This is a genomic window from Kocuria sp. MNB10 (assembly GCF_054073685.1).
Window position 1 is genome coordinate 1,654,432 of sequence record NZ_CM133411.1, and the last position, 24,697, is coordinate 1,679,128.

The 24,697-nt window shown below is 69.1% G+C and carries 22 protein-coding genes and 2 tRNA genes; 15 read left to right on the forward strand and 9 right to left on the reverse strand.

All coding sequences use genetic code 11. From position 1 onward, the window contains the following. The first annotated feature begins 116 nt into the window (after positions 1-116). Positions 117-1,721 (forward strand): fatty acyl-CoA synthetase, encoded by a 1,605-nt coding sequence (locus tag ACW9PK_RS07410; RefSeq protein WP_457015450.1) that lies wholly within the window; start codon positions 117-119, stop codon positions 1,719-1,721. After that, a complete protein-coding gene (locus ACW9PK_RS07415) occupies positions 1,718-2,509 on the forward strand; it encodes an enoyl-CoA hydratase/isomerase family protein (RefSeq protein ID WP_457015451.1) in 792 nt (263 codons plus the stop codon). Before ACW9PK_RS07410 ends, ACW9PK_RS07415 begins: the two co-directional genes overlap by 4 nt. Positions 2,510-2,576: 67 nt before the next feature. Here ACW9PK_RS07415 and ACW9PK_RS07420 read toward each other — a convergent pair. From ACW9PK_RS07420 to ACW9PK_RS07440, 5 genes are all read right to left on the reverse strand, one after another. After that, positions 2,577-2,666: transfer RNA gene (locus ACW9PK_RS07420), tRNA-Ser, on the reverse strand. 63 nt (positions 2,667-2,729) lie between these two features. Then, entirely contained in the window at positions 2,730-3,212 is a 483-nt protein-coding gene (tadA, locus tag ACW9PK_RS07425; protein WP_370520569.1) for a tRNA adenosine(34) deaminase TadA, read from the reverse strand. Between the two features lie 6 nt (positions 3,213-3,218). Further along, entirely contained in the window at positions 3,219-3,887 is a 669-nt protein-coding gene (locus ACW9PK_RS07430) for a DUF1129 domain-containing protein (RefSeq protein ID WP_312795040.1), read from the reverse strand. Between the two features lie 54 nt (positions 3,888-3,941). After that, complete coding sequence (locus ACW9PK_RS07435) at positions 3,942-5,225, reverse strand: ABC transporter permease (RefSeq protein ID WP_457015452.1); 1,284 nt, start codon at positions 5,223-5,225, stop codon at positions 3,942-3,944. Next, complete coding sequence (locus tag ACW9PK_RS07440) at positions 5,222-6,151, reverse strand: ABC transporter ATP-binding protein (RefSeq protein WP_085106102.1); 930 nt, start codon at positions 6,149-6,151, stop codon at positions 5,222-5,224. The genes ACW9PK_RS07435 and ACW9PK_RS07440 overlap by 4 nt, the downstream gene beginning before the upstream one ends. Positions 6,152-6,307: 156 nt before the next feature. On the opposite strand from ACW9PK_RS07440, the gene upp reads away from it, so the two are divergent. The 3 genes from upp (at position 6,308) to ACW9PK_RS07455 (ending at position 8,591) form a co-directional block, all read left to right on the forward strand. Further along, positions 6,308-6,943: a uracil phosphoribosyltransferase gene (upp, locus tag ACW9PK_RS07445; RefSeq protein WP_064845136.1), complete on the forward strand. Its 636-nt coding sequence runs from the start codon at positions 6,308-6,310 to the stop codon at positions 6,941-6,943. A gap of 232 nt (positions 6,944-7,175) precedes the next feature. Then, positions 7,176-7,976 carry a winged helix-turn-helix domain-containing protein gene (locus tag ACW9PK_RS07450; protein ID WP_144997161.1) on the forward strand — a complete coding sequence of 267 codons (801 nt, stop codon included), beginning with the start codon at positions 7,176-7,178 and terminating at the stop codon, positions 7,974-7,976. A gap of 93 nt (positions 7,977-8,069) precedes the next feature. Continuing rightward, positions 8,070-8,591 carry a SixA phosphatase family protein gene (locus tag ACW9PK_RS07455; RefSeq protein ID WP_167318033.1) on the forward strand — a complete coding sequence of 174 codons (522 nt, stop codon included), beginning with the start codon at positions 8,070-8,072 and terminating at the stop codon, positions 8,589-8,591. Positions 8,592-8,671: 80 nt separating this feature from the next. Here the strand turns inward: ACW9PK_RS07455 and ACW9PK_RS07460 are convergent, their stop codons facing one another. Together ACW9PK_RS07460 and ACW9PK_RS07465 are read right to left on the reverse strand one after the other, a co-directional pair. Continuing rightward, positions 8,672-9,841: a GmrSD restriction endonuclease domain-containing protein gene (locus tag ACW9PK_RS07460; protein ID WP_144997165.1), complete on the reverse strand. Its 1,170-nt coding sequence runs from the start codon at positions 9,839-9,841 to the stop codon at positions 8,672-8,674. A 96-nt stretch (positions 9,842-9,937) separates the two neighbouring features. Continuing rightward, positions 9,938-10,010 (reverse strand) — tRNA-Arg (locus tag ACW9PK_RS07465). Positions 10,011-10,325: 315 nt separating this feature from the next. Between ACW9PK_RS07465 and ACW9PK_RS07470 the strand changes: the two genes are divergently transcribed. The 3 genes from ACW9PK_RS07470 to ACW9PK_RS07480 all read left to right on the forward strand — a co-directional run bounded on the left by ACW9PK_RS07470 (position 10,326) and on the right by ACW9PK_RS07480 (position 14,054). Then, the gene (locus tag ACW9PK_RS07470) at positions 10,326-12,191 is read left to right on the forward strand and encodes a phosphoenolpyruvate carboxykinase (GTP) (protein ID WP_368844079.1); all 1,866 of its coding nucleotides are present in this window, start codon (positions 10,326-10,328) and stop codon (positions 12,189-12,191) included. Between the two features lie 127 nt (positions 12,192-12,318). Then, a complete protein-coding gene (locus ACW9PK_RS07475) occupies positions 12,319-12,807 on the forward strand; it encodes an RrF2 family transcriptional regulator (protein WP_368835153.1) in 489 nt (162 codons plus the stop codon). Between the two features lie 56 nt (positions 12,808-12,863). Next, positions 12,864-14,054: a globin domain-containing protein gene (locus ACW9PK_RS07480; protein WP_457015453.1), complete on the forward strand. Its 1,191-nt coding sequence runs from the start codon at positions 12,864-12,866 to the stop codon at positions 14,052-14,054. A gap of 152 nt (positions 14,055-14,206) precedes the next feature. Here the strand turns inward: ACW9PK_RS07480 and ACW9PK_RS07485 are convergent, their stop codons facing one another. Further along, positions 14,207-15,616: a phosphomannomutase/phosphoglucomutase gene (locus ACW9PK_RS07485; protein WP_368843842.1), complete on the reverse strand. Its 1,410-nt coding sequence runs from the start codon at positions 15,614-15,616 to the stop codon at positions 14,207-14,209. 79 nt (positions 15,617-15,695) lie between these two features. Here ACW9PK_RS07485 and manA point away from each other — a divergent pair, with 79 nt between their 5' ends. The 5 genes from manA (at position 15,696) to ACW9PK_RS07510 (ending at position 20,202) form a co-directional block, all read left to right on the forward strand. Next, the gene (manA, locus tag ACW9PK_RS07490) at positions 15,696-16,895 is read left to right on the forward strand and encodes a mannose-6-phosphate isomerase, class I (RefSeq protein WP_085106259.1); all 1,200 of its coding nucleotides are present in this window, start codon (positions 15,696-15,698) and stop codon (positions 16,893-16,895) included. Positions 16,896-16,991: 96 nt separating this feature from the next. After that, on the forward strand, positions 16,992-17,543 hold the full coding sequence (locus ACW9PK_RS07495) for a TetR/AcrR family transcriptional regulator (RefSeq protein ID WP_085106110.1): 552 nt from the start codon (positions 16,992-16,994) through the stop codon (positions 17,541-17,543). 199 nt (positions 17,544-17,742) lie between these two features. Continuing rightward, the gene (locus ACW9PK_RS07500; protein ID WP_167318038.1) at positions 17,743-18,405 is read left to right on the forward strand and encodes an SDR family oxidoreductase; all 663 of its coding nucleotides are present in this window, start codon (positions 17,743-17,745) and stop codon (positions 18,403-18,405) included. Between the two features lie 256 nt (positions 18,406-18,661). After that, a complete protein-coding gene (locus ACW9PK_RS07505; RefSeq protein ID WP_084118079.1) occupies positions 18,662-19,000 on the forward strand; it encodes an acylphosphatase in 339 nt (112 codons plus the stop codon). A gap of 38 nt (positions 19,001-19,038) precedes the next feature. Continuing rightward, on the forward strand, positions 19,039-20,202 hold the full coding sequence (locus tag ACW9PK_RS07510) for a hypothetical protein (RefSeq protein WP_457015454.1): 1,164 nt from the start codon (positions 19,039-19,041) through the stop codon (positions 20,200-20,202). 214 nt (positions 20,203-20,416) lie between these two features. Here the strand turns inward: ACW9PK_RS07510 and purB are convergent, their stop codons facing one another. Beyond that, positions 20,417-21,850: an adenylosuccinate lyase gene (purB, locus tag ACW9PK_RS07515; protein ID WP_457015455.1), complete on the reverse strand. Its 1,434-nt coding sequence runs from the start codon at positions 21,848-21,850 to the stop codon at positions 20,417-20,419. A 182-nt stretch (positions 21,851-22,032) separates the two neighbouring features. On the opposite strand from purB, the gene ACW9PK_RS07520 reads away from it, so the two are divergent. Next, positions 22,033-22,452 carry a hypothetical protein gene (locus ACW9PK_RS07520; protein WP_144931791.1) on the forward strand — a complete coding sequence of 140 codons (420 nt, stop codon included), beginning with the start codon at positions 22,033-22,035 and terminating at the stop codon, positions 22,450-22,452. Between the two features lie 179 nt (positions 22,453-22,631). Beyond that, on the forward strand, positions 22,632-24,665 hold the full coding sequence (locus ACW9PK_RS07525) for a lipase family protein (protein ID WP_457017182.1): 2,034 nt from the start codon (positions 22,632-22,634) through the stop codon (positions 24,663-24,665). The last annotated feature ends 32 nt before the right edge of the window (positions 24,666-24,697 follow it).

Sequence of the window (24,697 nt, forward strand, 5' to 3'; positions counted from 1 at the left end):
CTGGACAACACCCCCGCATTTGGGCACTGTGGCTACTACGCGCGCGGACCCGGGGAGCGCCGTCGTCCCCGGATCCGCGCCGACTCCGAGGACCCGACCATGAGGGGAACCCCGCCATGACCGATCCCGCACCACATACGCCGCCATCCACCGAGGACGAACCGCAGGGCGAGGCCCGCGCCGACACCGTGGGGGCTCTGCTGCAACGGGCCGTGTCGCGCAACGGCGGTGCCACCGCGTTGCTCTTCCAGGACCGGTGCTGGTCGTACCGGGAGCTGGGGGACGCGGTCCGGCGGGTCGCGCGCCGCCTGGCCGATGCGGGCCTGACCCCGGGGACGCGCGTCGCGGCGTTCGGCGTGAACTCGGACGTCTACACGATCCTGTACCTCGCGTGCGCCCAAGCGGGGCTCGTGCACGTCCCCGTCAACTTCGCACTGAAAGGGGACGAGCTCGCGTACGTCCTCGAGGACTCCGGGGCCACCACGGTGATTGCCGATCCCGAACTGTTGCCGCTCGTGGCGCAGGTCCGGAACTCCGGGAGAGCACGCGCCGTCGAACGCGTCCTGCCCATGCTGCCCGGCGGCGAGGACGACGACACCTCGCTTCAGGAGACCGCGTTCGATCCCCGGGCCGACGACGCTGCCGTCCGGGTGACGGTGCGCGGCCACGATCTGCTGCAGCTGCTTTACACCTCCGGCACCACGTCGGCGCCCAAGGGCGCCATGATGACGCACGCCGCTCTGTTGGCCGAGTACACGTCTGCGATCATCGCGCTGGACCTGACCGCGCAGGACCGTCCGCTCGTGGCCATGCCGCTCTACCACTCGGCGGGCATGCACGTGTTCCTGCTGCCCTACCTCGCTCTGGGGGCGGCGGTGCGATTGACCCGGAAACCGGATATCGCCGAGATCCTGCAGCTGGTCGAGGAGGAGCACGTGGGTTCGCTGTTCCTGGCGCCCACCGTATGGGTGCCGCTGAGCAATCACCCCGACCTCGAGACTCGGGACCTGTCGTCGTTGCGCAAGGCGCAGTACGGCGCGTCCATCATGCCCGTCACGGTGCTGCAACGGTTGCGCTCCCGCTATCCGGGCATCGGGTTCTACAACTGCTTCGGGCAGTCGGAACTCGGGCCCCTGTGCACCGTCCTGACACCCGCCGAGCACGACGCCCGTCCGGCGTCGTGTGGGCGTCCCGTGTTCAACGTGGAGGCGCGGGTGGTCACGTCCGAGGGCCGGGTCGCTCAACCCGGGGAGCCAGGGGAGATCCAGTACCGCTCCCCGCAGCTGCTGACCGGCTACTGGAACAAGCCAGAGGCCACGGCGGACGCGTTCGTGGACGGCTGGTTCCGTTCCGGGGACCAGGTGGTGCAGGACGAACAGGGGTACATTCAGGTGGTGGACCGGATCAAGGACGTGATCAACACCGGGGGTGTCCTGGTGGCTCCTCGCGAGATCGAGGACTGCATCTACGAGCTGCCCGACGTCGCCGAGGTCGCGGTGGTGGGGCTCCCGGACGAACGGTGGATCGAGGCCGTCACGGCGGTGATCGTCCCCAAGGAGGGATCGGAGTTCACCGCGGAGTCGGTGCGCTCCCATGTGAAGGCCCGCCTGGCCGATTACAAGGTGCCCAAGCGTGTGGACTTCGTCGCGGAGCTGCCCCGCAACCAGTCCGGCAAGTTGCTCAAGCGCGAACTGCGGGCGGAACGGACGAACCCGGTATGAGGCAGGAGGACACCGTGGAACACCCCGATGCCGTCCGGGTGGAGCACAGAGCCGGCGTGGTGCGGATCGTGTGGGACCGCGCGGCCACCGGCAACGCCGTGGACCTGGACCTCGCGCGCGAGACACTGTCCGCCCTGCGACGGGCGGAAGCCGATCCCACCGTCCACGTGCTGAGCCTCACGGGTTCGGGGCGGTTCTTCAGCGCGGGCGGTGACGTCAAGGGCATGGCCGGTCGTCCGGCCACCGAGCGTCCCGAGTTCCTGCGGGAACTCGCCTCCGCGGCCCGGGATCTGGCCCTGGCCATGGTGCGCTCGCGGCTGCTCATCATCGCCGGGGTCAATGGCACGGCGGCCGGGGCCGGACTGGGGCTGATCCTCAACTCCGACTGGGCGCTCATCCGGGAGGACGCCACCGTGCTCGCCGCCTACGCCGCGATCGGCCTGACGCCGGACACCGGTGTGTCCTATCTGCTGCCCCGCGCAGTGGGTCATCAACGTTCGGTGGAACTGACCCTCGGGGGTCGCCGGCTCACCGGGACGGAAGCGGTCGAGTGGGGGATTGCTGCTGAATCCGTTTCGGCGGAGGAGTTCGCCGAGCGATTGACAGAGGTGGAGGACCGTTTCGTCGCGGGAACCGCCGGTTCCTACGGGTCCACGAAGCGCTTGCTGCGCCGCGGCGTCGTCGCGGAGTACGAGACCCACCTGGCGGAGGAGATCAGCGTAATCGCCGAGCGCTCCGGGACTCCGGAGTCCGTGGCCCTCGTGGACGGCTTCGCGGGCCGGGGGTGAACCGGCTCTGGTCATGAACGAGGCCCCTGCTCCCCCGGAAATTCGGGGAGGCAGGGGCCTCGAAAATTGGCGGTGACGGTGGGATTTGAACCCACGTTGGCTTTGACACCAAACATCATTTCGAGTGATGCACCTTCGGCCGCTCGGACACGTCACCAACTCCCAGCACTTTACAGCCCGGGGCGCAACCCCTCCAAACCAGGGCTGGGCGCGGCCCGGTTCAGGGGTTGCGGTGGCCCCGGAAGAACTCGTGCAGCAAGGCGGCGCACTCGGCCTCGCGAACCCCGCCCGTGACCTCCACCCAGTGGTTCAGGCGCGGATCACGCACGATGTCGAACACCGATCCGCACGCCCCCGCCTTGGGGTCCCATGCCCCGAACACCACGGTGGGCACCCGAGCCAGCACGATCGCCCCGGCGCACATGGCGCACGGTTCGAGCGTCACCACCAGGGTGCAGCCTTCCAGCCGCCAGGACCCCAGCGCGCGGGAAGCCTTCCGCAGGGCCAGGACCTCGGCGTGGGCGGTGGGATCGCCGTCGGCCTCGCGGCGGTTGTACCCGCGCCCGATGACCCGGCCGTCCGGGTCCAGGACGACGGCGCCGATCGGCACGTCCCCCGTGCCTTCCGTGGCGCGAGCCTCTGACAGAGCCAGGTCCATCCAGCCCGAGAGCTGGATGGACCTGGCGGTGTGCGGTAATGCCACGCTGTGTCAGCGCTGGACGCGGTTCTGGTTGAACCACGCGGAGGTAGGGGCGCGGAACGCGGTCACGATCCACAGGATGTCCACCACGACCTTCACGATCATCAGGATGGCCATGATGATGTTCCACGGCGCGGGGTAGATGAAGACACCGAACAGGCCGAAGATTCCGCTCAGGATGGCGATGGCCGCGAGGACGGTGCCCAGGATGCGAGCCCAGTTCTTGCCCTTCTTCAGGCCGTTGTAGACCAGGAAGTACAGCGCGAGTCCGATGATCAGGCTGATGATGCTGGCGACGGGGCCGGTGGTCATGGCCATCTGGCTCGCGCTCTGATCGGCCATTTCCGTGCTCAGGCCCATGTCGCGGTACATCTGGGTGTAGTCCACGCTGCTCGCCGCGATCAGGCCGATGATGCCGTTGAGGACGTAGAGCCCCAGGGACGCCAGGGTCAGCTTGAGCAGCTTGTCCACCGTGGAGGGGCGGCCCATGGTGCCGGTGTACTGGTTGGGGTTGTACTCCGAGGTGCCGTACTTGCCGCCGGTCATGCCGTACTGCTGCCCCTGGGGCGAGCCGTTGACTGCGCCCTGCCCGAGGGGCTGGGGCGGCACGGGCTGGGTCGCGCCCGGGTCACCGTACGGAGGGTTGTGCGGGTTGTTGTTGGGGGTGTCGTTGCTCATGAGGACTGTCCTTCCTGTGCATCGTGCGAGTGATACTGCGTGAGTGTGGGGGGATTACTCGTATCGAAGGGCATTGATGGGATCCTGCCGGGCCGCCCGCATGGCGGGGATGGTCCCGGCGAGGAACGCGATGAACATCACCGCGAGGATGATGATCACGATCTTGAGCGGGTCGAACAAGAACAGACTCAGCCCGGGCAGCGAGGAAAGCAACCCGTTGGAGAGGACCCCGCTGAGGATGCTGCCGGTGGCCACGCCCACGGCGGCTCCGATCGCGGAGCCCAGGAAACCGATGAAGATGGCCTCGAGGGAGAACAGGCCGAAGACCTTGCCCCCGCTCATCCCCATGGCCTTCATGAGCCCGATCTCGCGGGTGCGTTCCTGGACGGACATGAGCAGCGTGTTCACGATGCCGAATCCGGCCGCGAGCAGCGCGATGATCGCGAAGGAGTTGAGGATCCACACGATCCCGTTGATCACGGCCCGGAACATCCCGAGCTGGTCCTCGACCGTTACGCCCAGCATGTCGTCGTCCGCGAGCTGGGACTTGATGGGGCCCACCTCGGCGTTGTCGCTCAGGTTGGCCGTGGCGGTGAAGTACGTGTTGGGCATCTCCCGGGGTGAGCCCGAGGTCTGGTACTCGTACAGCTTCCTGTTCAGCTCCGACGAGGGAATGGGGCTGGTGGACGCGCCCGCGAGGGAGGCCTGGCTGATGCCGGAGACCCGGACGTCGAAGGCTCGGGTCTCGCCGGCGGCGTTGCGCATGGCGATCGTCACGGTTTTGCCCACGGCGTCCTCGTTGGAGTCGAAACCCAGGGGCGCCACCCAGGAGGCGGGCAGCAGGATCTCGTCCGCGGACCGGTCCGGGGTCTCACCGGCCTCCAGCTGCAGCCCTTCCGCTTCCGCCGGGGAGCCCAGGCTCAGCTGGAACTTCTTGCCGTCGGGGGCCTCCAGGTAGGTGGGCGTGACCATGTACATGGGGTCCACGGACTCCACGCCGTCGATATCCCTGATCTTGTCGATGTCGGCGTCCGTGAGCCCTGCGATCGAACCGAACCCCGTCTGCACATTGGCCCGCTCGGGGTCGTACTCGGTGGGCCCATCCTCTTGGCCGGAGCCGGGGGTGGAGGGCTCGGACACCTTCTGGACGTACAGGGCGTTCTGGTTACCGAACGCGGCCACGGTCTTGTCGATGTAGTCGTTGACGCCGGTGCCGATGCCCGAGGTCAGTGTGAGCGTGAAGGAACCGATGAAGATGGCGATCACGGTCAGGACGGTGCGGGCCTTGGACCGGAACGTGTTGGCGATCGCCGTGCGCAGCAGATCGAGGAATTTCACGCGGTGGCTCCTGGCTGGTCGGTCGGGCGGTGTGGGGTGTTGGTGGCCCAAGGGGCGGCGTGCTTGCCCGGCCGCATGGGTTCCTGGGCGGCGCGGGTGAGCTCGGCGGCGTCGGCCTCGCTGAGGGTGATCATCTCGCCGGTCGTGGGCTCGGTGATCCGGACGGTCCCGGTGGCGTCGTCGGCGCCCGCCGGGTGCGCGGCGCGGCGCGGCTGCCGATCGACGACGTCGTTCGTGGCCGCCTCCGGGGTCGGTACGATCTGCCCGTCCACGAGGTAGATCTGCCGGGAGCACCGCTGCGCGAGGTCCAGATCGTGGGTCACGACCACCAGGGTGATGCCCTTGTCCCGGTTGAGCCCGAAGAGGATATCCTCCACAACCCGGGACGTTGCCGAGTCCAGGTTCCCGGTGGGCTCGTCCGCGAAGATCACGGAGGGTTCGTTGATCAGGGCTCGCGCGATCACCACGCGCTGTTTCTGACCACCCGAAAGATCGGTGGCCTTGTTCTCGGCCTTGTCCGCCATGTCCAGTTGGTCGAGGACTTCCATGCCGCGGCGTTTGCGCTCACCGGCCGGAACACCTGCGATCTTCAGAGGGAGCGTGACGTTTTCCAACACGCTCTGATTGGGGGTCAGGAAGAACTGCTGGAACACGAAACCGAACGCGGAATTGCGCAGTTCGTTGAGTTCTTTGGCATTCAGATCTCCGGTGGGCTTGCCCTCCAGGGCCACGACGCCGTGCGTGGGGGCGTCCAGCAACGCCAGCAGGTGCATGAGAGTGGATTTGCCCGAACCGGATTTTCCCACCACCGCAACGGACTCGCCCTTGCCGATCTCCAGGTTGATGCCCTTGAGGGCGTCGAAGCGGGTTTCTCCTCTGCCGTAGATCTTGACCAAATTCTCTGTTTCGAGAACCGGAGCCGTCATATTCAGGTGTCCCTTCCGAGGATTGCCGTGCGCAGAACCATGTCGAGTCTCCCGTATGACCCTATGGCACGTCCTCGTCCCCTCGGCTGATCTTCCCCGGCGTGTGATGAATCCGTGACGTCCGCGGGCCCTGCGGCGGCTGCTAGATTCTGAGGTATGCGAGTCACTGTCTTGGATCACCCCCTGGTCGCCCACAAACTGAGTGTGCTGCGCGACAAGGACACCTCCTCCCCGGTGTTCCGGTTGTTGGTGGAGGAACTGGTCACCCTGCTGGCGTACGAGGCGACCCGGGACGTGCGCGTGGAGCCGGTCACGGTACGGACCCCGGTGGCCGAGACCCAGGGGATCGCGCTCGCGTACCCGCGGCCGCTCGTCGTGCCCATCCTGCGCGCGGGGCTGGGCATGCTCGAGGGGATGACCCGGTTGATCCCCACCGCGGAGGTCGGGTTCCTGGGGATGGCGCGTGACGACACCACGCTGGACATCATCACGTACGCCGAACGGCTGCCGGACGATCTCACGGGCCGTCAGGTGTACGTGCTCGATCCCATGCTCGCCACGGGTGGCACGCTGAGCGAGGCCATCAAGTTCCTCTACCGCCGCGGTGCCGAACAGATCACGTGCGTGTGCTTGCTGGCGGCGCCCGAGGGCCTCGACCGGTTGACCCGGGAACTGGACGACAGCGAGGTCAATGTGGTGCTGGCGTCCGTGGACGAACGACTGGACGAGAACGCGTACATCGTTCCCGGCCTCGGGGATGCGGGCGACCGCCTGTACGGCGTCGCGCACTGAGGCCCCGCTCGTCGGCTCTCGGAAAGCATCTCGAGCAGGGAAGTAGCCCCTCATCTCGGCGAGAATGCAATCCATTTCGCCATGGGATCGCGTGAATCAAGAGTAGGTCTCACTATGTGAGAAAAAAACCCATATATTACTTGCCAGTCCAGCCGCGCGTCGCAGAACATGATGATAATGCCGTTTTCCAGGGAATTCATGGGAACGGGGGCATCACGAGGCAGGGGTTCGAATGTCAGGCGCACCGGGTTACGTCCACATCTCGCAGCGACACCGACTGGGTGGAGCCCAGTCCACGGCCCGACCCCGCGGGGCGCATCGCATGGTGGGGACCGCTGAGGATTTCCGACACCTGCGTTCCGTCGCCGCCGAACACGGTGCCGATTCACGCCTGGAACGTCAACCGGGCGCGGGGCAGCAGCCCACCGAGGCCCGCGGCTTCGTGATCTACGTGGGCGTGGACGAGCAAGCCGCCGCCGACCGCGGGATCAACCTCGTGCAGCTCGTGCAGGACGTCCGCCAGTTCATCAGCTCCGCGGTCCCCGAGTCCGATTCCTACGCCGCCGTGGCCCTCGCCCCGGTGCACGCGGAAGGTACGGACCTCGAAGTCGTGCGCAGCGCGTTGGGTGACCCCACGTTCTCGGACCCGGTGATCGAACCCATTGCGCCGCTGCCCGCGGCCGGTGCCGGGAGCGCGATTGACTGTCAGCGGGTGGGCGTGCTGATCGACCTCTCCCGCCGCGAAGTGTTCCTGGACGGGGAGCTGCTGAACCTGACCCACCGCGAGTTCGAACTGCTCAACTACCTCGTGGAGAACGGCACCCGCACCGTGGGTCGCACCGAGCTGCTCGACAGCCTGTGGGGCGACGCCGAGGAGGTCCCCTCCGAGCGCACGATCGACGTGCATGTGCGGCGGTTGCGTTCTAAGCTGGGTCGCTTGGCCAACACCGTGCGCACCGTTCGCGGTCAGGGGTACCGGTTCTACGACCACCCCGAGGTCGTCGTGTGGGCCGCGCCCGAGTACTCCATCTGATCCTCCTCAGTCGCGAGACCGCGCTCACCCGGGAGCGCGCCGTCGCGTTGCTTCCGTGACCGGGCTGCACCCCGCCGTGACACACTGGGGCCCATGGCACCCCACGACCTCAAGCACCTGGTGATCATGCGGCACGGGGAAGCGGACTTCCCGCGGGACGTCCCGGACCACGACCGCCCCCTGGCGCCGCGCGGTGCCCGTGAGGCCGCGGACGTGGGACGGTGGCTGGCCGAACATGCCGCGCCGGACATGATCCTGGTGTCCCCGGCGCTGCGCACCCGCCAGACCATCACGTGGGTGTGCCATGAACTCGGGGAGAAGGCCCCCACGCCGCAGTTGTGGGACGGGCTCTACGACGCCACCGACGCGCAGATCATCGCGGCCGTGAACCACGCCCCGGAAACCGTGCGCACCCTCATGGTGGTCGCCCACATGCCCGGGGTGCTGGACACCATCCTGCGCCTGGCCTCTCGTGACTCGGACCAGGACGCCATGATGGATGCCGCCACGGGTTTCCCGACCGGGGGCACCGCGGTGCTCGAGGTCCCCGGGGACTGGGCCGTGCTCGACGGCGCCGACGCCCGCCTCACGCGCTTCCACACCCCGGGGGTTTAGAACCCGCACGGTTCCATGCGCCGCGGGCATGGGGCTCATGCGGAGCCCCCTCGGGTGTGGAGTTCACCCCGAGCCGGTGCTCAGCTCCTGGACTCGCAGGCCACGCCGTCGCCGTCGCCGTCCAAGCCGGGACGGTACCCCGGCGTGCCGGCGTAGAGCGGGGCCATCCCCGCCGTGCGCGCCTCGGCGCACCGCGAGAAGTAGACGTCCGCACCCGGAACGCCCGGAGCTCCCGCACCGGGCGCCTCGGCCTCCGCGACGGCACCGTCCGCAGGATCGGATCCCGCGCCCGCACCGGGTGCGGCCGGAGCTGGTGCCACAGGAGCCGATGCCTCCGGAGTCGAGGGCGCCTCGGCGGCTGCCGCTTGCGCAGCCGGCGCCTCGGTCACGGGAGCCACGGGTGAGTCCGCGGGATCCGGGATGGGACGCGCTTCGGGCAGCGGCTGCTCGGGGCACGTGTCGAGCACGCGCACCATGGCGTTCTTCTCGGCGTCGGTGACCCACAATTCGTAGCGCTGCTTGACCGCGATCTGGGTGGCCACGTACTCGCAGCGCTCGCCGGTGCGCGGCGGCAGCCACGTGGCGGCGTCCGCGTCCGACTTGGTGTTGTTGCTCGGCCCGTCCACGGCGAGCAGGTTGAGCGGGTCGTTCGCGAGTTCGGTGCGCCGCGCGGCGTCGAGCTGCTGCGCGCCCTTCTGCCACGCGTCCGACAGTGCGACCACGTGATCGATCTGCACCTGTGAGCTCGTGGTCTGCCCGGCCACGAAGTCGATCGTCTCTCCGGTGTACGGGCTCTCGAGCGCCCCGGAGCTCACGTTGCACCCGTGCGTCCCCGGCTTGACGGCGATCCCCGTGAGGTCCCGGCGCAGGATGTCGTTGCGAGTGTCGCAGCCGTTGTGATCGGTGTCCGCCCAGCGCGGGCCGAACTGGTCCCGCGAGTAGTCGGTCTTGGGCGCGCGCCCCTTCACGGGCAGGTCCCCGAGCGCGGCCAGCGCGGTCCCGGCCGCCGCGTGATCGGTGGCGTCCTGCGGGGACGCCGCCGCCGCGGGGGACGTCGCGTCTTCCGCGCCCCGGGTGGGGGACGGTGACTGCGCGGCGGGCGTCGTCGTCGGGGCCGCAGCGCTCGTGGTCGCGGAGGCGGACGGGGAGGGTGCCGCCGAATCGGTGGGAGCCGCGCACCCCGTGAGGGCCAGCGCGAGCGCCGCGGCGCCCAGGGTGAGACGACGAACGGGGGTCGTGAGAGGGGACACGGCGGTACCTCGATCCTGGAGCCGATCCTGATACCGAGGCGCGGCGGTGAATGAGAAGGACCCCGCATCCTGGGGGATGCGGGGTCCGACAAGAAGTGCGCCCGATAGGATTCGAACCTACAACCTTCTGATCCGTAGTCAGATGCTCTATCCGTTGAGCTACAGGCGCTCCTGAAGCAACGACCGAGGCCCTTGCAACGGGTAATAACTTACACCCGCCGGTGCCCGGCGACAAATCGCGCCGGAGTGGTGCCCGCGCGGTGCCGGGGCGGCTGGGCGGTGCGAGCCGTATGGTCGGGGCCGCGATGTGGTGTAACTCGCGTTCCGGAAGGGCCCCCCCGCGATAGACTCCAGGCACACCCGCGCGCAACCCCCTGCGAGGTCGGCCCCCGGAACCGTTCCACAGTGACGTGGCAAGCATGAACGGACGGCGCACCTCGGCGGGAAGCGGCACGTACGACGGCCTCAACGAGGAGACATGTCAATGGCTGACAACGGCACAGCAACCACCGGGACCACCGCCCTGAACCGCGAGGTCCAGCAGTCCCTGGACAATCCCCCCACGGATTACCGGGAGCTCGTGGACTGGGTGCGTGGGATCGCCGAGCTGGCCCAGCCGGATCACATCCACTGGGCAGACGGTTCGGAAGCCGAGTGGACCCGGCTCACCGACCTCATGGTGGAGGCGGGCACCCTGGTCCGGCTCTCGGACGAGAAGCTCCCCAATTCCTTCGCGGCGTTCTCGGACCCCGAGGACGTGGCCCGCGTGGAGGAGCGCACGTTCATCTGCACCAAGACCGAGAAGGGTGCCGGTCCCACCAACAACTGGGAAGACCCCACGGCCATGAAGGAGACGCTGACCAAGCGTTTCAACGGGGCCATGCGCGGTCGCACCATGTACGTGATCCCGTTCGTGATGGGCTCACTGGACGCTCAGAAGCCCCAGTACGGCGTGGAGATCACGGACTCGCCCTATGTGGTGTGCTCCATGCGGATCATGGCCACGATCGGCACGCCCGTCCTCGAGAGGATGTCCCGCGACAAGGCGGAGTTCGTGGAGTGCGTCCACTCCCTGGGTGCCCCGCTGCAGCCCGGCGAACAGGACGTGCCGTGGCCGTGCAACCCCGCCAAGTACATCGTGCAGTTCCCCGAGGACCGGGCCATCTGGTCCTTCGGCTCCGGTTACGGCGGCAACGCGCTGCTGGGCAAGAAGTGCTACGCGCTGCGCATCGCCTCGGCGATCGCCCATGACGAGGGCTGGCTGGCTGAGCACATGCTCATCCTCAAGATCACCGACCCGCAGGGGGAGTCCCACTACATCGCGGGGGCGTTCCCGTCCGCGTGCGGCAAGACCAACTTCGCGATGCTCGAGCCCACCATCGAGGGTTGGAAGGCCGAGATGGTCGGGGACGACATCGCCTGGATCCGCTTCGGCAAGGACCACACCCCGCGCGTGGTCAACCCCGAGGCCGGCCTGTTCGGTGTGGCACCCGGCACCGGGTGGTCCACCAACCCCAACGCCATGCGGGCGATCGAACGCGGCAACACCATCTTCACCAACGTGGCGCTGACCGACGACGGCGGCGTGTGGTGGGAGGGTATGACCGACGACATCCCCGAGCACCTCACGGACTGGAAGGGCAACGACTGGACTCCCCAGTCCGGCCGCCCCGCCGCGCACCCCAACTCCCGGTTCTGCACCCCCATCAAGCAGGTCGAGATCCTGGCCCCCGAGTACGACGACCCCGAGGGTGTGCCGCTGTCCGCGATCATCTTCGGTGGCCGCCGCAAGACGACCGTGCCTCTGGTCTCCGAGTCCTTCGGGTGGGAACACGGCGTCTTCCAGGGAGCCACGCTGTCCTCCGAGACCACCGCGGCCGCCAAGGGCGCCGTGGGCGTGGTGCGCCGTGACCCCATGGCCATGCTCCCGTTCATCGGCTACAACGCCAATGACTACCTGGAGCACTGGCTGGATACCGGCGCCCGCGTGGGCGAGGAGAACATGCCGCGGATCTACTACGTCAACTGGTTCCGCCGCACCCCGGAGGGCGGTTTCGCGTGGCCCGGCTTCGGGGAGAACTCCCGCGTGGTCAAGTGGATCGTCGAACGCCTCAAGGGCACCGCGGAGGGACACGAGACCCCCGTGGGTGTGGTCCCGGGCAAGGAGGACCTGGACCTGACCGGCCTGGACATCTCCGACGCCGATCTCGAGGCCGCGCTGCGCGTGGACAAGGACGAGTGGCTCAACGAACTGCCCGGGATCGACGAGTGGTTCGCGCGCCTCGGCGACGTGCCGGAGGTGATTCTCGAACAGCGCGCCGGGCTCGAGGACCGGTTGCGCAACAGCTGACGCCGGTCTTCCGATCCGCGTTGTCACGCGGCCGGGGCCATCCTGTATGATCACGCCGCGCGGCCAGACCGGCCGCGCGGCGTCGTCATCGGTGGGCTGAGGACGGGCCGGTGACGAAGGGACAACTGTGCGGCTGACAGCTTTTTCGGACATCGCGCTGCGGGTGCTGCTGCTCATGGGAGGGCTGCCCCCGGACACCATGATGTCCACGCAGCGCATCGCGGACGGCGTGGGGGCGCCGTACAACCACGTGGCCAAGACGGTGGCCAAACTGCGCGGGATGTCCCTGTTGTGCTCGCAACGCGGGCGCGCTGGCGGGGTCATACTCACGGACGAGGGCCGGGAGGCCAGTGTGGGCCAGGTGCTGCGGATCCTGGAGGCGGACACCGCGATCGTGGAGTGCGAGGCGGACGAGGTCGCATGCCCGCTCAACCACGGCTGCCGGCTGCGCCGGGCCCTGGCCGGGGCGCGTGAGGCCTTCTACCGGGAACTGGACGGCATCACCATCGCGGACCTCGTGAATCCCCGCCAGGTGGGCCCCATCGCAGTGCAACTGGGGCTGCGTCCCCCGAGCGTGCGAACCCCCGCCGCCAGGGATGGCGCGTCGGTTCTTTAACGTGCATTTCAAATGCTAAATTGACTCTCGTCACACCGCGATGAGAGGAAATCATCATGCTGTCCCAGAAGTCCCGCCCGGTCATCGAGCAAACCATCGGCGTGATCGCCGATCGGATCCCCGCGATCACCCCCGAGTTCTACAAGTCCATGTTCAACGCCCGCCCCGATCTGCTGGACGGCATGTTCAGCCGTTCCAACCAGAAGAACGGCACCCAGCCGCAGGCGCTTGCCGGTTCCATCGTGGCCTTCGCCTCGCACCTGCTCAACCACCCGGACTCCTACCCGGACGAGGTGCTCTCGCGCGTGGCCCACAAGCACGCGTCCCTGGGGCTGCTGCCCGAGGAGTACCCCACCGTCCACGAGCACCTGTTCGGGGCCATCGCCGCGGACCTGGGTGACGCCGCGACCCCCGAGGTCGTGGCCGCGTGGGACGAGGTGTACTGGCTCATGGCGGATGCGCTGATCAAGCTCGAGAAGGGCCTCTACGGCCAGCAGGCCAACGACGTCATGTTCGCGCCCTTCAAGCTCGTGTCCAAGGAGGACATCGCCGAGGGCGTGGTGGCGTTCGAGTTCGAACCCGCGGACGACACCCCGCTGACCCGCCCCATCCCCGGTCAGTACGTGACCATCCAGGTCAAGGTCAAGGACGGGATCCGCCAGCCCCGCCAGTTCACGCTGGTGCCGTCCCAAGAGGGCCATCGCCGCGTGGTGATCCGCAAGGATCCCCAAGGCGAGGTCACGCCCATCCTGCACGAGGACATCAACGAGGGCGACGTCCTGGAGATCTCCAACCCCTACGGTGACGTGGTGTTGGACGAGGGCCACGGCTCGCTCGTGCTGGTCTCGGCAGGCATCGGCACCACGCCCATCGTCGCGTTCCTGGACCGCCTGGCCAAGGAGGGTTCGCAGCGCAAGGTCACCGTGCTGCACGCGGATCATTCCAAGGAGCGCTGGCCCGGCCGCCAGATCATGGAGCGTCTCGTGGACAGCCTGCCCAACGCCACGATGATCACGTGGATGGAGACCCCCGGTGAGGGCGACCACGAGGGCTTCATGAACATCACGGACGTGGACCTGGACGTGGACGAGGACACCAACGCGTTCATGTGCGGCCCCCTGCCCTTCATGAAGGCGCTGCGCTCGCAGCTCATCGAGAAGGGTGTGCCGGGGCGCAACATCCACTACGAGATCTTCGGTCCCGACCAGTGGATGCTCCACGACGAGGCGCGCGCCGCGAACGCCTGAGCCTCCCTGACATGACGGCGACGCCGCGTGGCCACCTGGGCCGCGCGGCGTCGTCGTGTTCTCCGGGCCGTCCCGGGCAGCCCGCGGCGGGTGCCCGGGGACGGCGTTTCGAGCGGGGGCGCCGCAGGTGGGACCCGCGGCGCCCGGCGGGCTCAGTCCTGTCGCACGAGCTGCAGGACGGTGTCCCGCACCGACTCCATGGTGGCGGCGTCCGGGGCCTCCACGTTGAGCCGCAGGAACGGCTCGGTGTTGGACGGACGCAGGTTGAACCACCAGCCCTGCTCGGGGTGGGTGAACGTGGTGCCGTCCATGTCCTCGACCTGCACGGCGGGGTCCGTGGCCGCGAAGTGGGCTCGGACGCGGTCCACCGCGGCGGCCTTGTCCTCGATCTCGGAGTTGATCTCCCCGGAGGCCACGTAGGGGTCGTACGTGCGCATGAGATCGCTCAGCGGCGCGTCCTGTTCACCCAGCGCGGCCAGCACGTGCATCGCGGCGAGCATGCCCGTGTCCGCGTTGAAGAAGTCCTTGAAGTAGTAGTGCGCGGAGTGCTCACCGCCGAAGACGGCGCGCTCGGAGGCCATGACCGCCTTGATGAAGGAGTGGCCCACGCGCGTGCGCACGGCACGCCCGCCCGAGGCCTCGATCCGCTCGGGGACCGCCTTGGACGTGATGAGGTTGTGGATCACCACGGGCCGGTCCTCACCTGCGGCGCGGGCCCGGGTGATCTCGCGCTCGGCGACGATCGCGGCCACCGCGGACGGGGAGACGGGATCACCGTTCTGGTCCACCACGAAGCAGCGGTCGGCGTCGCCGTCGAACGCGAGCCCGATGTCCGCGCCGTGCTCGCGCACGGCCCGCTGCAGGTCCTCGAGGTTGGCGGGCTCGAGTGGGTTGGCGGGGTGGTTGGGGAATGTGCCGTCCAGCTCGAAGTACAGCGGGACGATTTCGAGCGGCAGCGGGTCCAACAGTGCGTCCCCGAGCACCGCCGGAGTGGTCAGCCCGGCCATCCCGTTGCCCGCGTCCACCACGACCTTGAGGGGGCGGATCCCGGAGAGGTCCACCAGGCTGCGCAGGTAATGGGCGTAGTCACCCAGTACGTCCCGACGCGAGACCTGGCCGCGGTGCTCGGAGGCCGGGATCTCCCCGGCGTGCAGGTAGCGCTGCGCGACGTCGCGGATCTCGTACAGGCCGGTGTCCGAGGAGACGGGGACGGCTCCGGCCTTGGCCATCTTGATGCCGTTGTACTCGGCCGGGTTGTGGCTCGCGGTGAAGGTGACGCCGGCGCTGTCCAGGGTGCCGCACGCGAAGTACAGCTCGTCCGTGGAGATGCTGCCGATCACCGTGACGTCCGCACCGCGGCGAGTGGCGCCAGCCGCGAACGCCTCCACGAACTCGGGGGAAGAGGGGCGCATGTCGCCACCCACGACCACCCCGGAGCCGGCCAGGCCCAGGACGTCCACGAACGCGGCACCGGTGGCGCGCACGCTGTCCGCGGTGATGCTCTCGCCCACGATGCCGCGGACGTCGTACGCCTTGAATGATGAGGAAAGATCTGTGGTCACCGTCCCGATTCTACGTGAGCGGGATCGGTGAACCCCGGTAGTCCGGCGTTTTCCGGGGCGCTGTGGTTACATGTTCGACATGGCCGAGTTCTTGAGGATGACCAATCCGATCCAGCACTACGCGTGGGGATCGCGATCGGTCCTCGCCGGCATGCAGGGGCGCTCCGCACCCACCGAGGAACCCGAGGCCGAGCTGTGGATGGGTGCCCACGCGAGCGCTCCGTCCCGGGTGACCCTCGACGGGGTCCAGCGCGGCCTGGACGAAGTGGCCCCCGACCTGCCGTTCCTCCTGAAGATCCTCGCGATCGCGGCGCCGCTGTCCATCCAGGTGCACCCGTCCGAGGAACAGGCCCGTGAGGGGTTCGCGCGGGAGAACGCCGCGGGCGTCGCGCGGGACTCCGCGCACCGTAATTACAAGGACGAGCGCGCCAAACCGGAGACGGTCGTGGCGCTGTCACCCATGTGGTTGCTCGCGGGTCAGCAGGATCGGGCCGACCTGAAGCGTCTCTCCCGGGAACTAAACCTCCCGTGGCTCGCGGACGCCGCGGCGTCCGAGTGTCCCGTGCAGTACGCGCTCGAGCTCGCCGACGACGCCGCTGCCGCCGCCGTGCGCGCGTGCGTTACCGCTGTGGATACCACCCCGGCCACCTCGCCCCGCGGCGAGGACGCGGACAAACCCCGGTTGTCCGCGGAGGCGGATCCCGTGGAACGCGCGACGCACCTGATCCGGTTGTTGACCCACCACTACCCGGGTGACCGGGGTCTGCTCGTGGCTCTGTGTATGAACATGGTGCACCTGGCCCCCGGCCAAGCCCTGTTCACCCCGGACCGACAGGTGCACGCGTACCTCAGCGGCACCGCGGTGGAGATCATGGGGTGCTCGGACAACGTGCTGCGCGCTGGTCTGACCGCCAAGCACGTGGACGTCCCGGAACTGCTGAGGGTCATGGCCACCGCCCAGCAACCCGTGAGCGTCCTGGAACCGCGCGAGGCCGAGGACGGCGTGGTGCGGTACACGCTGTGGGACCCCGCTCTCTCCCTGGCCGCGGTGCGCGTGAGCCCGCAGCGCCCCGTCACCCGGGAGCTCGCGGGGGTGTGCATGGTGCTCGTGACCGAGGGGGACGTGGAGGTCTCCGCGCGCTCTGCTGGTGACGCGGACGCGGAGGGTGCGCGAGCGACATCGGGCGAGTCCCTGATCTGCCTGGAGACCCCGAGCACGGTGACCCTGAGCGGGGACGGGCGCGTGTTCCTCGTGGAGGCGGTTACGCCCGCGCGCTGAGGTTTTCGGGTCTCACCCTTTAGGTTGTCGCGTAATTTCCTGTTTGAGCGTTCAATGGATGGGCACCCTTTCTACGACCCTGACATTGGAGCGCACATGGACCGGCGGATCGAACGCACCCGTGCGGCCGTGGTGGAAGCCGCCGTCGAACTGGTCGCGCGCCGGGGCTCCCAGGTGGGGATGACCGAGATCGCGCAGGCCGCGGGGGTCAGCCGCAAGGCCGTGTACGAGAACTTCGGCTCGCGGGACCAGGTGCTGCTCGGCGCCACGCAATCCTTGCTGGCCCGCCTCCCCCTGGCCCCGAGCGCCCTGCAGAACCGCGAGGCCAGTCCGCTGGACCTGGTCCTGCCCCCGCTCGTGGCGCACCTGGACGAGCACCAGGAGTTCTACCGGGCCATGCTGTGCGGGCCCGGTCCCTCCCTGGCACGTGGGGCGGTCGCGGAACACGCCATGACGGGTCTGCGCAGCCTCCGGGAGGATCGCGAGAGCGGGGAGGACCGCGGCGTCGTCGAGATCCGGGACCGGTTCGTGGTCCACGGCCTACTGGGCGTGCTCGCGGACGCACTCGCCGAACAGCAGGACGCAGACCTGTCGACCCTCGCCCGGGTGCTCAACGCGAGCCTCGCCAACGGCGGCCTCGAGAACTGAGGTCCCGCAGGGTGTGACGGGCCCGTGAGGCCGAGGCGTTCCGGCCCCGCCGGGCGCGGAGGACCCCCATATCGCGCGGCGGCAGGGGGACCGGGTGGGCCCCGGGGGTTCGGAATAATCCGCCGCTGACGCATGCTGTACTGGATGTCGGGGGCACGCGCTGTCCCCGCGACACCCGTTCCGACAGGAAGGACCCGCAATGTCCGAGATCACGATCATCGGTGGCCACGGCAAGGTGGCGCTGCAGCTGAGCCGATTGCTGTCCACGCAGGGGGACACCGTCAACGCGGTGATCCGCAAGCGGGAGCAGAGCCAGGACGTGGAGAACACCGGGGCAACACCGGTCGTCGCGGACGTCCAGGAGTTGGATGTTGAGGCCATGACGGAGCTGTTCTCCGGCCAGGACGCCGTCGTGTGGTCCGCGGGCGCGGGCGGGGGCGACCCCGAGCGCACGTATGCCGTGGACCGGGACGCCGCGATCCGTTCCATGGATGCCGCGCAGGCCGCCGGCGTCACGCACTACGTCATGGTGTCCTACATGGGCGCCGGGCAGGACCACGGGGTCCCTGAGGACAACGACTTCTACTCCTACGCGCAGTCCAAGGCGGACGCGGACGACCACTTGCGCGCGAGCTCCCTCGAGTGGACCATCCTGGGCCCCGGGGCGCTCACCGACGACGACCCCTCGGGGGAGATCACGCTGGGCCGCGCCGGCAGCGACGACGAGAAGAAGACGGCACGCGGCAACGTGGCCCTCGTGGCCGCCCGGGTGCTCGCCGATCCGCGGGGTACCGCCAGGAAGTTCATCGAGTTCTCTGACGGTGACACCCCGATCGCACAGGCGCTCGAGAACCTGGGCTGATCTGCAGCCTTTGTCAGTCGTGATCGCCCGGTCCGTGGCGGGCCCCACCGGGGTCCGCGTGGGCCGGGCGATTTTTCACGCCCGGTCGCGGCAGATCGGGCCCCGCGAATCAGGCCCTGATGGTTCGGGCTCCGGCAGCTCGGCCCGACAGTCGGCCCCGGTGCCCGGTCGTGATAGCCGCTCCCGACCTGCGGGCCCTGTCTGCCGGGTGGCTGCGACCGGGGTCTTCCAGGCTGGGGTCTTCTAGGCTGGGCGCATGGAGATGCCGTCGATTCATCCCGCCGCGTCAGCCGGCCGCAATCAGGACAAGCTGGACCTGAACGGGACCCTCGCCCTCACCGCCGTGGTGCACGGGACCGTGCAGGGCGTGGGGTTCCGCTACTGGTGCTGGCGCCAGGCCGAGAAACTGGGACTCGTAGGAAGTGCCACCAACAACCCGGACGGCACCGTGACCGTTGTGGCCGAGGGTCCGCGCTGGGCCGTGGGTGAGCTGCTGCAGGCGCTCATCTCCCGGGACACCCCTGGTGCGGTGATCACCGTGGACGAGCACTTCGGCCCGCCCACGGGGGCGTTCACCGACTTCAGCACGCACTGACCCGCGGGCGGAGTTCACCTGCCGTTGATCTGCGTTTCGTGGCGCGGCACGCGGACCTCTTGAACATGTCCTTCGTGCGCAGCGCGGACGATGTCGCGGATCTGTTGGAACAGCTGTCCGAGCTCGATGCCACGTCCAAGGACGTGACACTGAAGATCGAGACGGTGGGCGGTTTCGAGCAGCTGCCCATGATGTTGCTCGCGGCCATGCGGTGGCAGGACTCCGGTGTGAGCCGCGCGTGGGACGGGGCCGTGGCGGCGTCGTCGGCCGCGCGCATGATAGGCGCCGGGGGTCGGGCACGCCGAAAGCGCTGCGCGCTGTGGAATAGTAGTGCTGATGTGTTCGGCGGTACCCGCCGAACACCCCCAACCCGTTTCGAGGAGTGGTCGTTGATGGACTTGAACCCCCTGAACAAGGCGTTCGATGAGAACGGCAAACCCAAGCCCGGTGTCAACAAGTTCCTGGACCATGTGCTGCGCATCCAACAGCCGTGGGTGGTCAAGGCGCTCAAGCGGGAGCGTGCGCAGCACCCCAAGGAGACGCCCGCCCAGATCGCCAAGCGCGCCGAGAAGCTCTACCTGCGCTCCGTGACCGTGGGCGGCGGCGCCGTGGGTGCTACCGCGGCGGTCCCCGGGATCGGCACCATCGCGTCCCTCGGGCTGTCCTCCGCCGCCGTGGCGGGTTACCTGGAGGCTACGGCCCTGTACGCGCAGGCCATGGCCGAACTGCACGGGGTGGAGCCCAAGGACGAGCAGCAGAACCGGACCATGATCATGGCGCTCATGCTCGGCGAGGACGGGAGCGCGCTCATGGGCCAGTTGCTGTCCAGCTCGTCCGCGAGCAAGAGCCTCACGAGCAAGTGGGGCCTGATGCTCGGCAAGTCCCCGGACAGCTCCCAGCGCTTCGACGTGGGCCGCTCGATCCGCAACATGTTCGTCAAGCGGTTCCTGGCCCGCCAGTCCGGCGCGGTGCTGGGCCGCGCGCTGCCGTTCGGTCTGGGCGCCGTGGTGGGGGGCGGCGCCAACCTGGCCATGGCCCGCCAGGTCATCAAGGCCTCACGCGAGGCCTTCGGGGATTTCCCGGACGAGTTCCCGCCCAACCTTGCCCTGGGTGAGCGCGCGGAGAAGTTCGAGGACGGTTCCCCCGACGGTGATCGGAAGGAACTGGAGTCCGACGCGAAGGGCCGGAAGAAGCGCAAGTAGGGCGCACAACCCCGGGCGGGGTCATGCGGTGCCCGGCGGCGCTCGTGAGTTCCGCCGGGCCCCCGAATACATCTGTGTCCCGGAACAGCACGTGATCACGCGTGGAGCGTGCTGTTCCGGGACACAGGTGTTTGGTGCTGCCTCGGCCCTGCCCGGAGCCGCTCCGGAGCCGCTCCGGGGGCGGGACCGGGCGGCGTCGGGCCGGGCCGACGGCTCAGTCCAGGTAACGGTCCACGAGCTGCTCGGCCAGGCCCGTGTACTGCCCGGGGCCCAGCTCGCTCAAGCGCCGGGCGGTGTCCTCGGAGAGGCCGAGGTCCGCGATGAACTCGCGCATCCGGTCGGCGTCCACGCGGTGGCCGCGGGTGAGTTCTTTGAGCCGCTCGTAGGGGTTGTCCATGCCCTCGCGGCCCGCAATGGCCTCGGCGCGCATGGCGGTCTGCACGGCCTCGCCCAGGACCTCCCAGTTCTGGTCCAACTCCTCGGCGAGCACCTCCTGTGCCACGTCCAGGCGGTCGAGGCCCTTGAGCACGTTGGACACCGCCAGCAACGAGTGACCGAACGCCACCCCGATGTTGCGCTGGGACGAGGAGTCCGTGAGGTCCCGCTGCCACCGCGAGGTTACGAGGGTTACGGCGAGCGTGTCCAGCAGCGAACACGAGATCTCCGCGTTGGCCTCCGCGTTCTCGAAGCGGATGGGGTTGACCTTGTGCGGCATGGTCGAGGAGCCCGTGGCACCCTCCACCGGGATCTGGTGGAAGTAACCGATCGAGATGTAGGACCACACGTCCGTGCAGAGGTTGTGCAGGATCCGGTTGAACCGGGCCATGTCCGCGTACAGCTCGGCCTGCCAGTCGTGGGACTCGATCTGGGTGGTCAGCGGGTTCCACGTGAGCCCCAGGTGGCTCACGAAGGACCGGGAGGTCTCGGGCCAGTCCGTGTCCGGGGCCGCGGCTGTGTGCGCTGCGAACGTCCCGGTGGCGCCGTTGAGCTTGCCCAGGAACTCGGTGTCCGCCACGCGCTGCACCTGGCGGCCCAGGCGGTGCGCGAACACTGCGAGTTCCTTGCCCAGGGTCGTGGGCGTGGCTGGCTGGCCGTGGGTGTGAGACAGCATGGGGATGGCCTTCGCGTCCCGCGCCATCGTGGCCACCGCCGCGACCAGTTCGCGCGCCGCGGGCAACCACACGTGGTTGATCGCATCGCGGATGCCGAGCGCGTAGGAGAGGTTGTTGATGTCCTCGGACGTGCACGCGAAGTGCACGAGCGGCGTCAGGTGCTCGAGGCCGAGCCCCGGCAGCCTGCGCCCGATGTAGTACTCCACCGCCTTGACGTCGTGCACCGTGACGGCCTCGATCTCAGCCAGTTCCGCGACCGACGCGGCGTCGAAGTCCGCGACGATTGCGCGCAAACCGCTCTTTTGCTCATCCGAGAGGGGTTCCAGACCCGTGAGCGCTCGCTGCTCGCACAGGTGGATGAACCACTCGACCTCCACGTGCACCCGTTCGCGGTTCAGCGCCGCTTCCGAGAGGTAGTCCACCAGCACGGCGGTCTGGGGGCGGTAACGGCCGTCCAGCGGTCCCAGCGCGATGGCGGGTGACTGCTGGCTCAGGGCCACACGTCCGGAGGGGAGGGTCTGCGCGGTGTTCGACATGGCCCTCATTCTTTCACGCGCCGGGGCGCCCCTCGCCGCGGTGAACGTCCTGCACCGCGGTTCTCGGGATGGCCGAGCAGGGCGTGGATACACATGCTTCCGGGGCCGCCCGAGCACAGGATCGCCGTTCCCTAGCCTGGTCGCGTGGCGCCCGCGTGGTGGGGCGCGGGAAGGAACCGGTCATGTCACAACTCGCGAGCCCGGTGTTCCCGGGAACGTCCCCATCGGCGGTCTCGGCGCTGGTCCACGAACGGCTCTGCCTCGTGGCACGTCATTACGACGACGCCGCGGAGCACCTCGCGGGGCTCGCCTCCCGGATCGCGTCCCTCGCGGAGACCCACGGTGCGTGGGAGGGCCCGGGTGCCAGGTCCTTCCGGGCCCGCGCCGATCGCCACGAGCAGGAACTGCGAGACGTTTCGCACCGCTGTCGTGAAACTGCTCAGCTCGTGCGGACGGGGGCGGCCGCGCTCGCGGAACGGGTCGCGGCTGTCGAGAGCATCGCCCAGATGGGAGCTCCCATGGCCGCGGCACTGAGCACGGTGCTGGGCGTGGGACTCGCGACGGGTCACGCTGCGAGCGCGTCGTGGGGCGGGTCGCCGTGACCGCGGCGGCGCGGACGGTGCTGGGCTCGAGCACCGGATCTTCGGAGGACGCAGCTGTGCCGGCCGCGGGTGAGGAACAGGCCGGGAGGTCGGCCGTGCCGGTGGCGGGAGGTGGCCCCGCCGCCGTGCCGGTTGCGGATGATGCGGCCGCCTCGTCTCCGCGGGACACTGCCGTGAGCATGGAACACGGCGTGACCGAGGTCCACGGGCGGGCCGAGGACCTCCAGAGCGAACTGTTCACCCCTGGTTCCGGGGAACGCCCCACGCCGGACGGCCACGCGGACCCGGAACGGGTCGCAGCCGCCGTCGAGGGCGCGAGAACCAGCATGGAGGTCTCGGGTGGCGTCCCGGGCGGCACCGCGGTCATGGTGGACACGGACGTCATCTCGGGGATCGAGGGCTCGCTCACCGCGGTGGTCGAGACCGTGGGCGGCGTCCTCGCCGGGCTCGTCCCGGTCACCGCCGAACTGCACCTGTGGTCCCTCACGGGGCAGCCGTCCCTGGCGGGTGCGGGGGCGCTCGCCGATCTCGTGAGCCGCGACCTGCTCGCGCAGATCGCCGCACTGGAGGCCTCTGCCGCGCGACTGGTTCTCGCGCGGCAGAACTACGAGACCGTGGAGAGGGCATTGACGTCCCTCCTGGCGGGGCGGGTGTGGGGTTTGCCCCTGTACGGTGTGACCCGCCCTCTGGCCCGGGATGGCGGTCGGACCCTGGAAGACCTGGACGTCGCACTGGCTCGCGCGGGGATCGACTCACCGCACGAGTTCCTCGAGCGGGTCCAGCCGTGGCAGTACGGACTCCTCATCCGGGGAGGTGGTCCGCGCGGGACCGACGCCCTCATCCGCGGGCCTGGCCTGGACGATCTCATGGATGGGCTGCTTCAGTACCCCGTCGTGCCCGGCGGGAGTGCCTCCGGGTCCCACACCGTTCCGGGAGCCGGTGCAGGCACCCCGGGAGCCGGTGCGGACGCACCAGGGCCCGGCGTCGTCGCGGCGGAGCCGGACGGGAGAACCGGCGGTGCGGCGTCGTCGGCGCCGAGGCCCTTAACGCTGGGCCAGCACGCGCGAGCGCTGGCCGTGGGGTTGCTCACCGCGCACGGCAGGTCCGAGAAGACCACCGGGGGCGCGGGCGACCCGTGGAGGGATGCAGCGGGGGAGGAACCCGGGGTACTCAGTGCCATGCTCGCGCCCGCCTCGGCCGCCGTGCTGTCGGCTTCTCTGGCGGGCGTCGCGTGGTACACGCCGTATCGCAAGGGGCGCCGGTTGACCCCGGCAGAGGCCTTCGACCGCGGTGTGTCGGCTGCCCTACGACCGGTGCTCGCCCCGCGCGCGTTACGCGAGGCACGCCGGGAGGTGTTCACCGGGGTGACCGCCGCGAACGCGGCCCGCCACCACATGACGGGCATGCCCGAGCGACCGCTTCCGGCCGGGGCGCGGCACGCGGGAGCCGTGCCCACCACGATCGCGGGGACCGCCGCGGCGCTCAAGGACGCCAAGAACATCGTCTCGGGCGTGGGCCCGGACGGGGCGCAGGTCGAGAACAGCACGGTCATGGTGCAGAAGGCCACGGACGGGAACGGGAGGACGGCGTACTCCGTGGTGCTGACCGGGACTGAAAAGTGGGAGGACAGTCCCGGCGTGCATGATCTGAAGGGGATCGGGCAGGGCATCACGGCGCAACCGGACGCCGCACTCACCGAGCTGCCCCAGGCGCAGCGCATGGCCGTGCAGGCGCTGCAGGACGCGGGCATCCGCTCCGGGGACACCGTGGTGCTCACGGGCCACAGCCTGGGCGGGATCGACGCCGCGGGGCTGGCTGCCAACCGTGCGTTCCGTGAGCGTTATGACGTCGCCGCGGTCACCACGTTCGGTTCGCCCGTGGGGGACTTCGAGATCCCCGAGGGCACGTCCGTGATGGCGGTGGAACACGTGGACGACGTCGTGCCCACCCTGGACGGCGTGCCCAACCCGGATGCCGACCACCGATCCACGGTGCGCGTGAACACCCCCTATCAGGATGCGCTGACCCTGAAGCAGGGGTTCAGGGGGATCGGGGCGCATGAGATGTACGTGTACACGGTGGGCGCCCAGGGGATCACCGATTCGCGGCACCCGGTCGTGGTGGCCCATGAGCAGCGGCTCGCGGACGCGGTGCCCCATGGGCCCGGGACGCGCACCGAAACGTACGTCTACGAGGGACGGGAGGAACACTGACGCACCGACGAAGTGGGGCGGTCCCTGGCGTT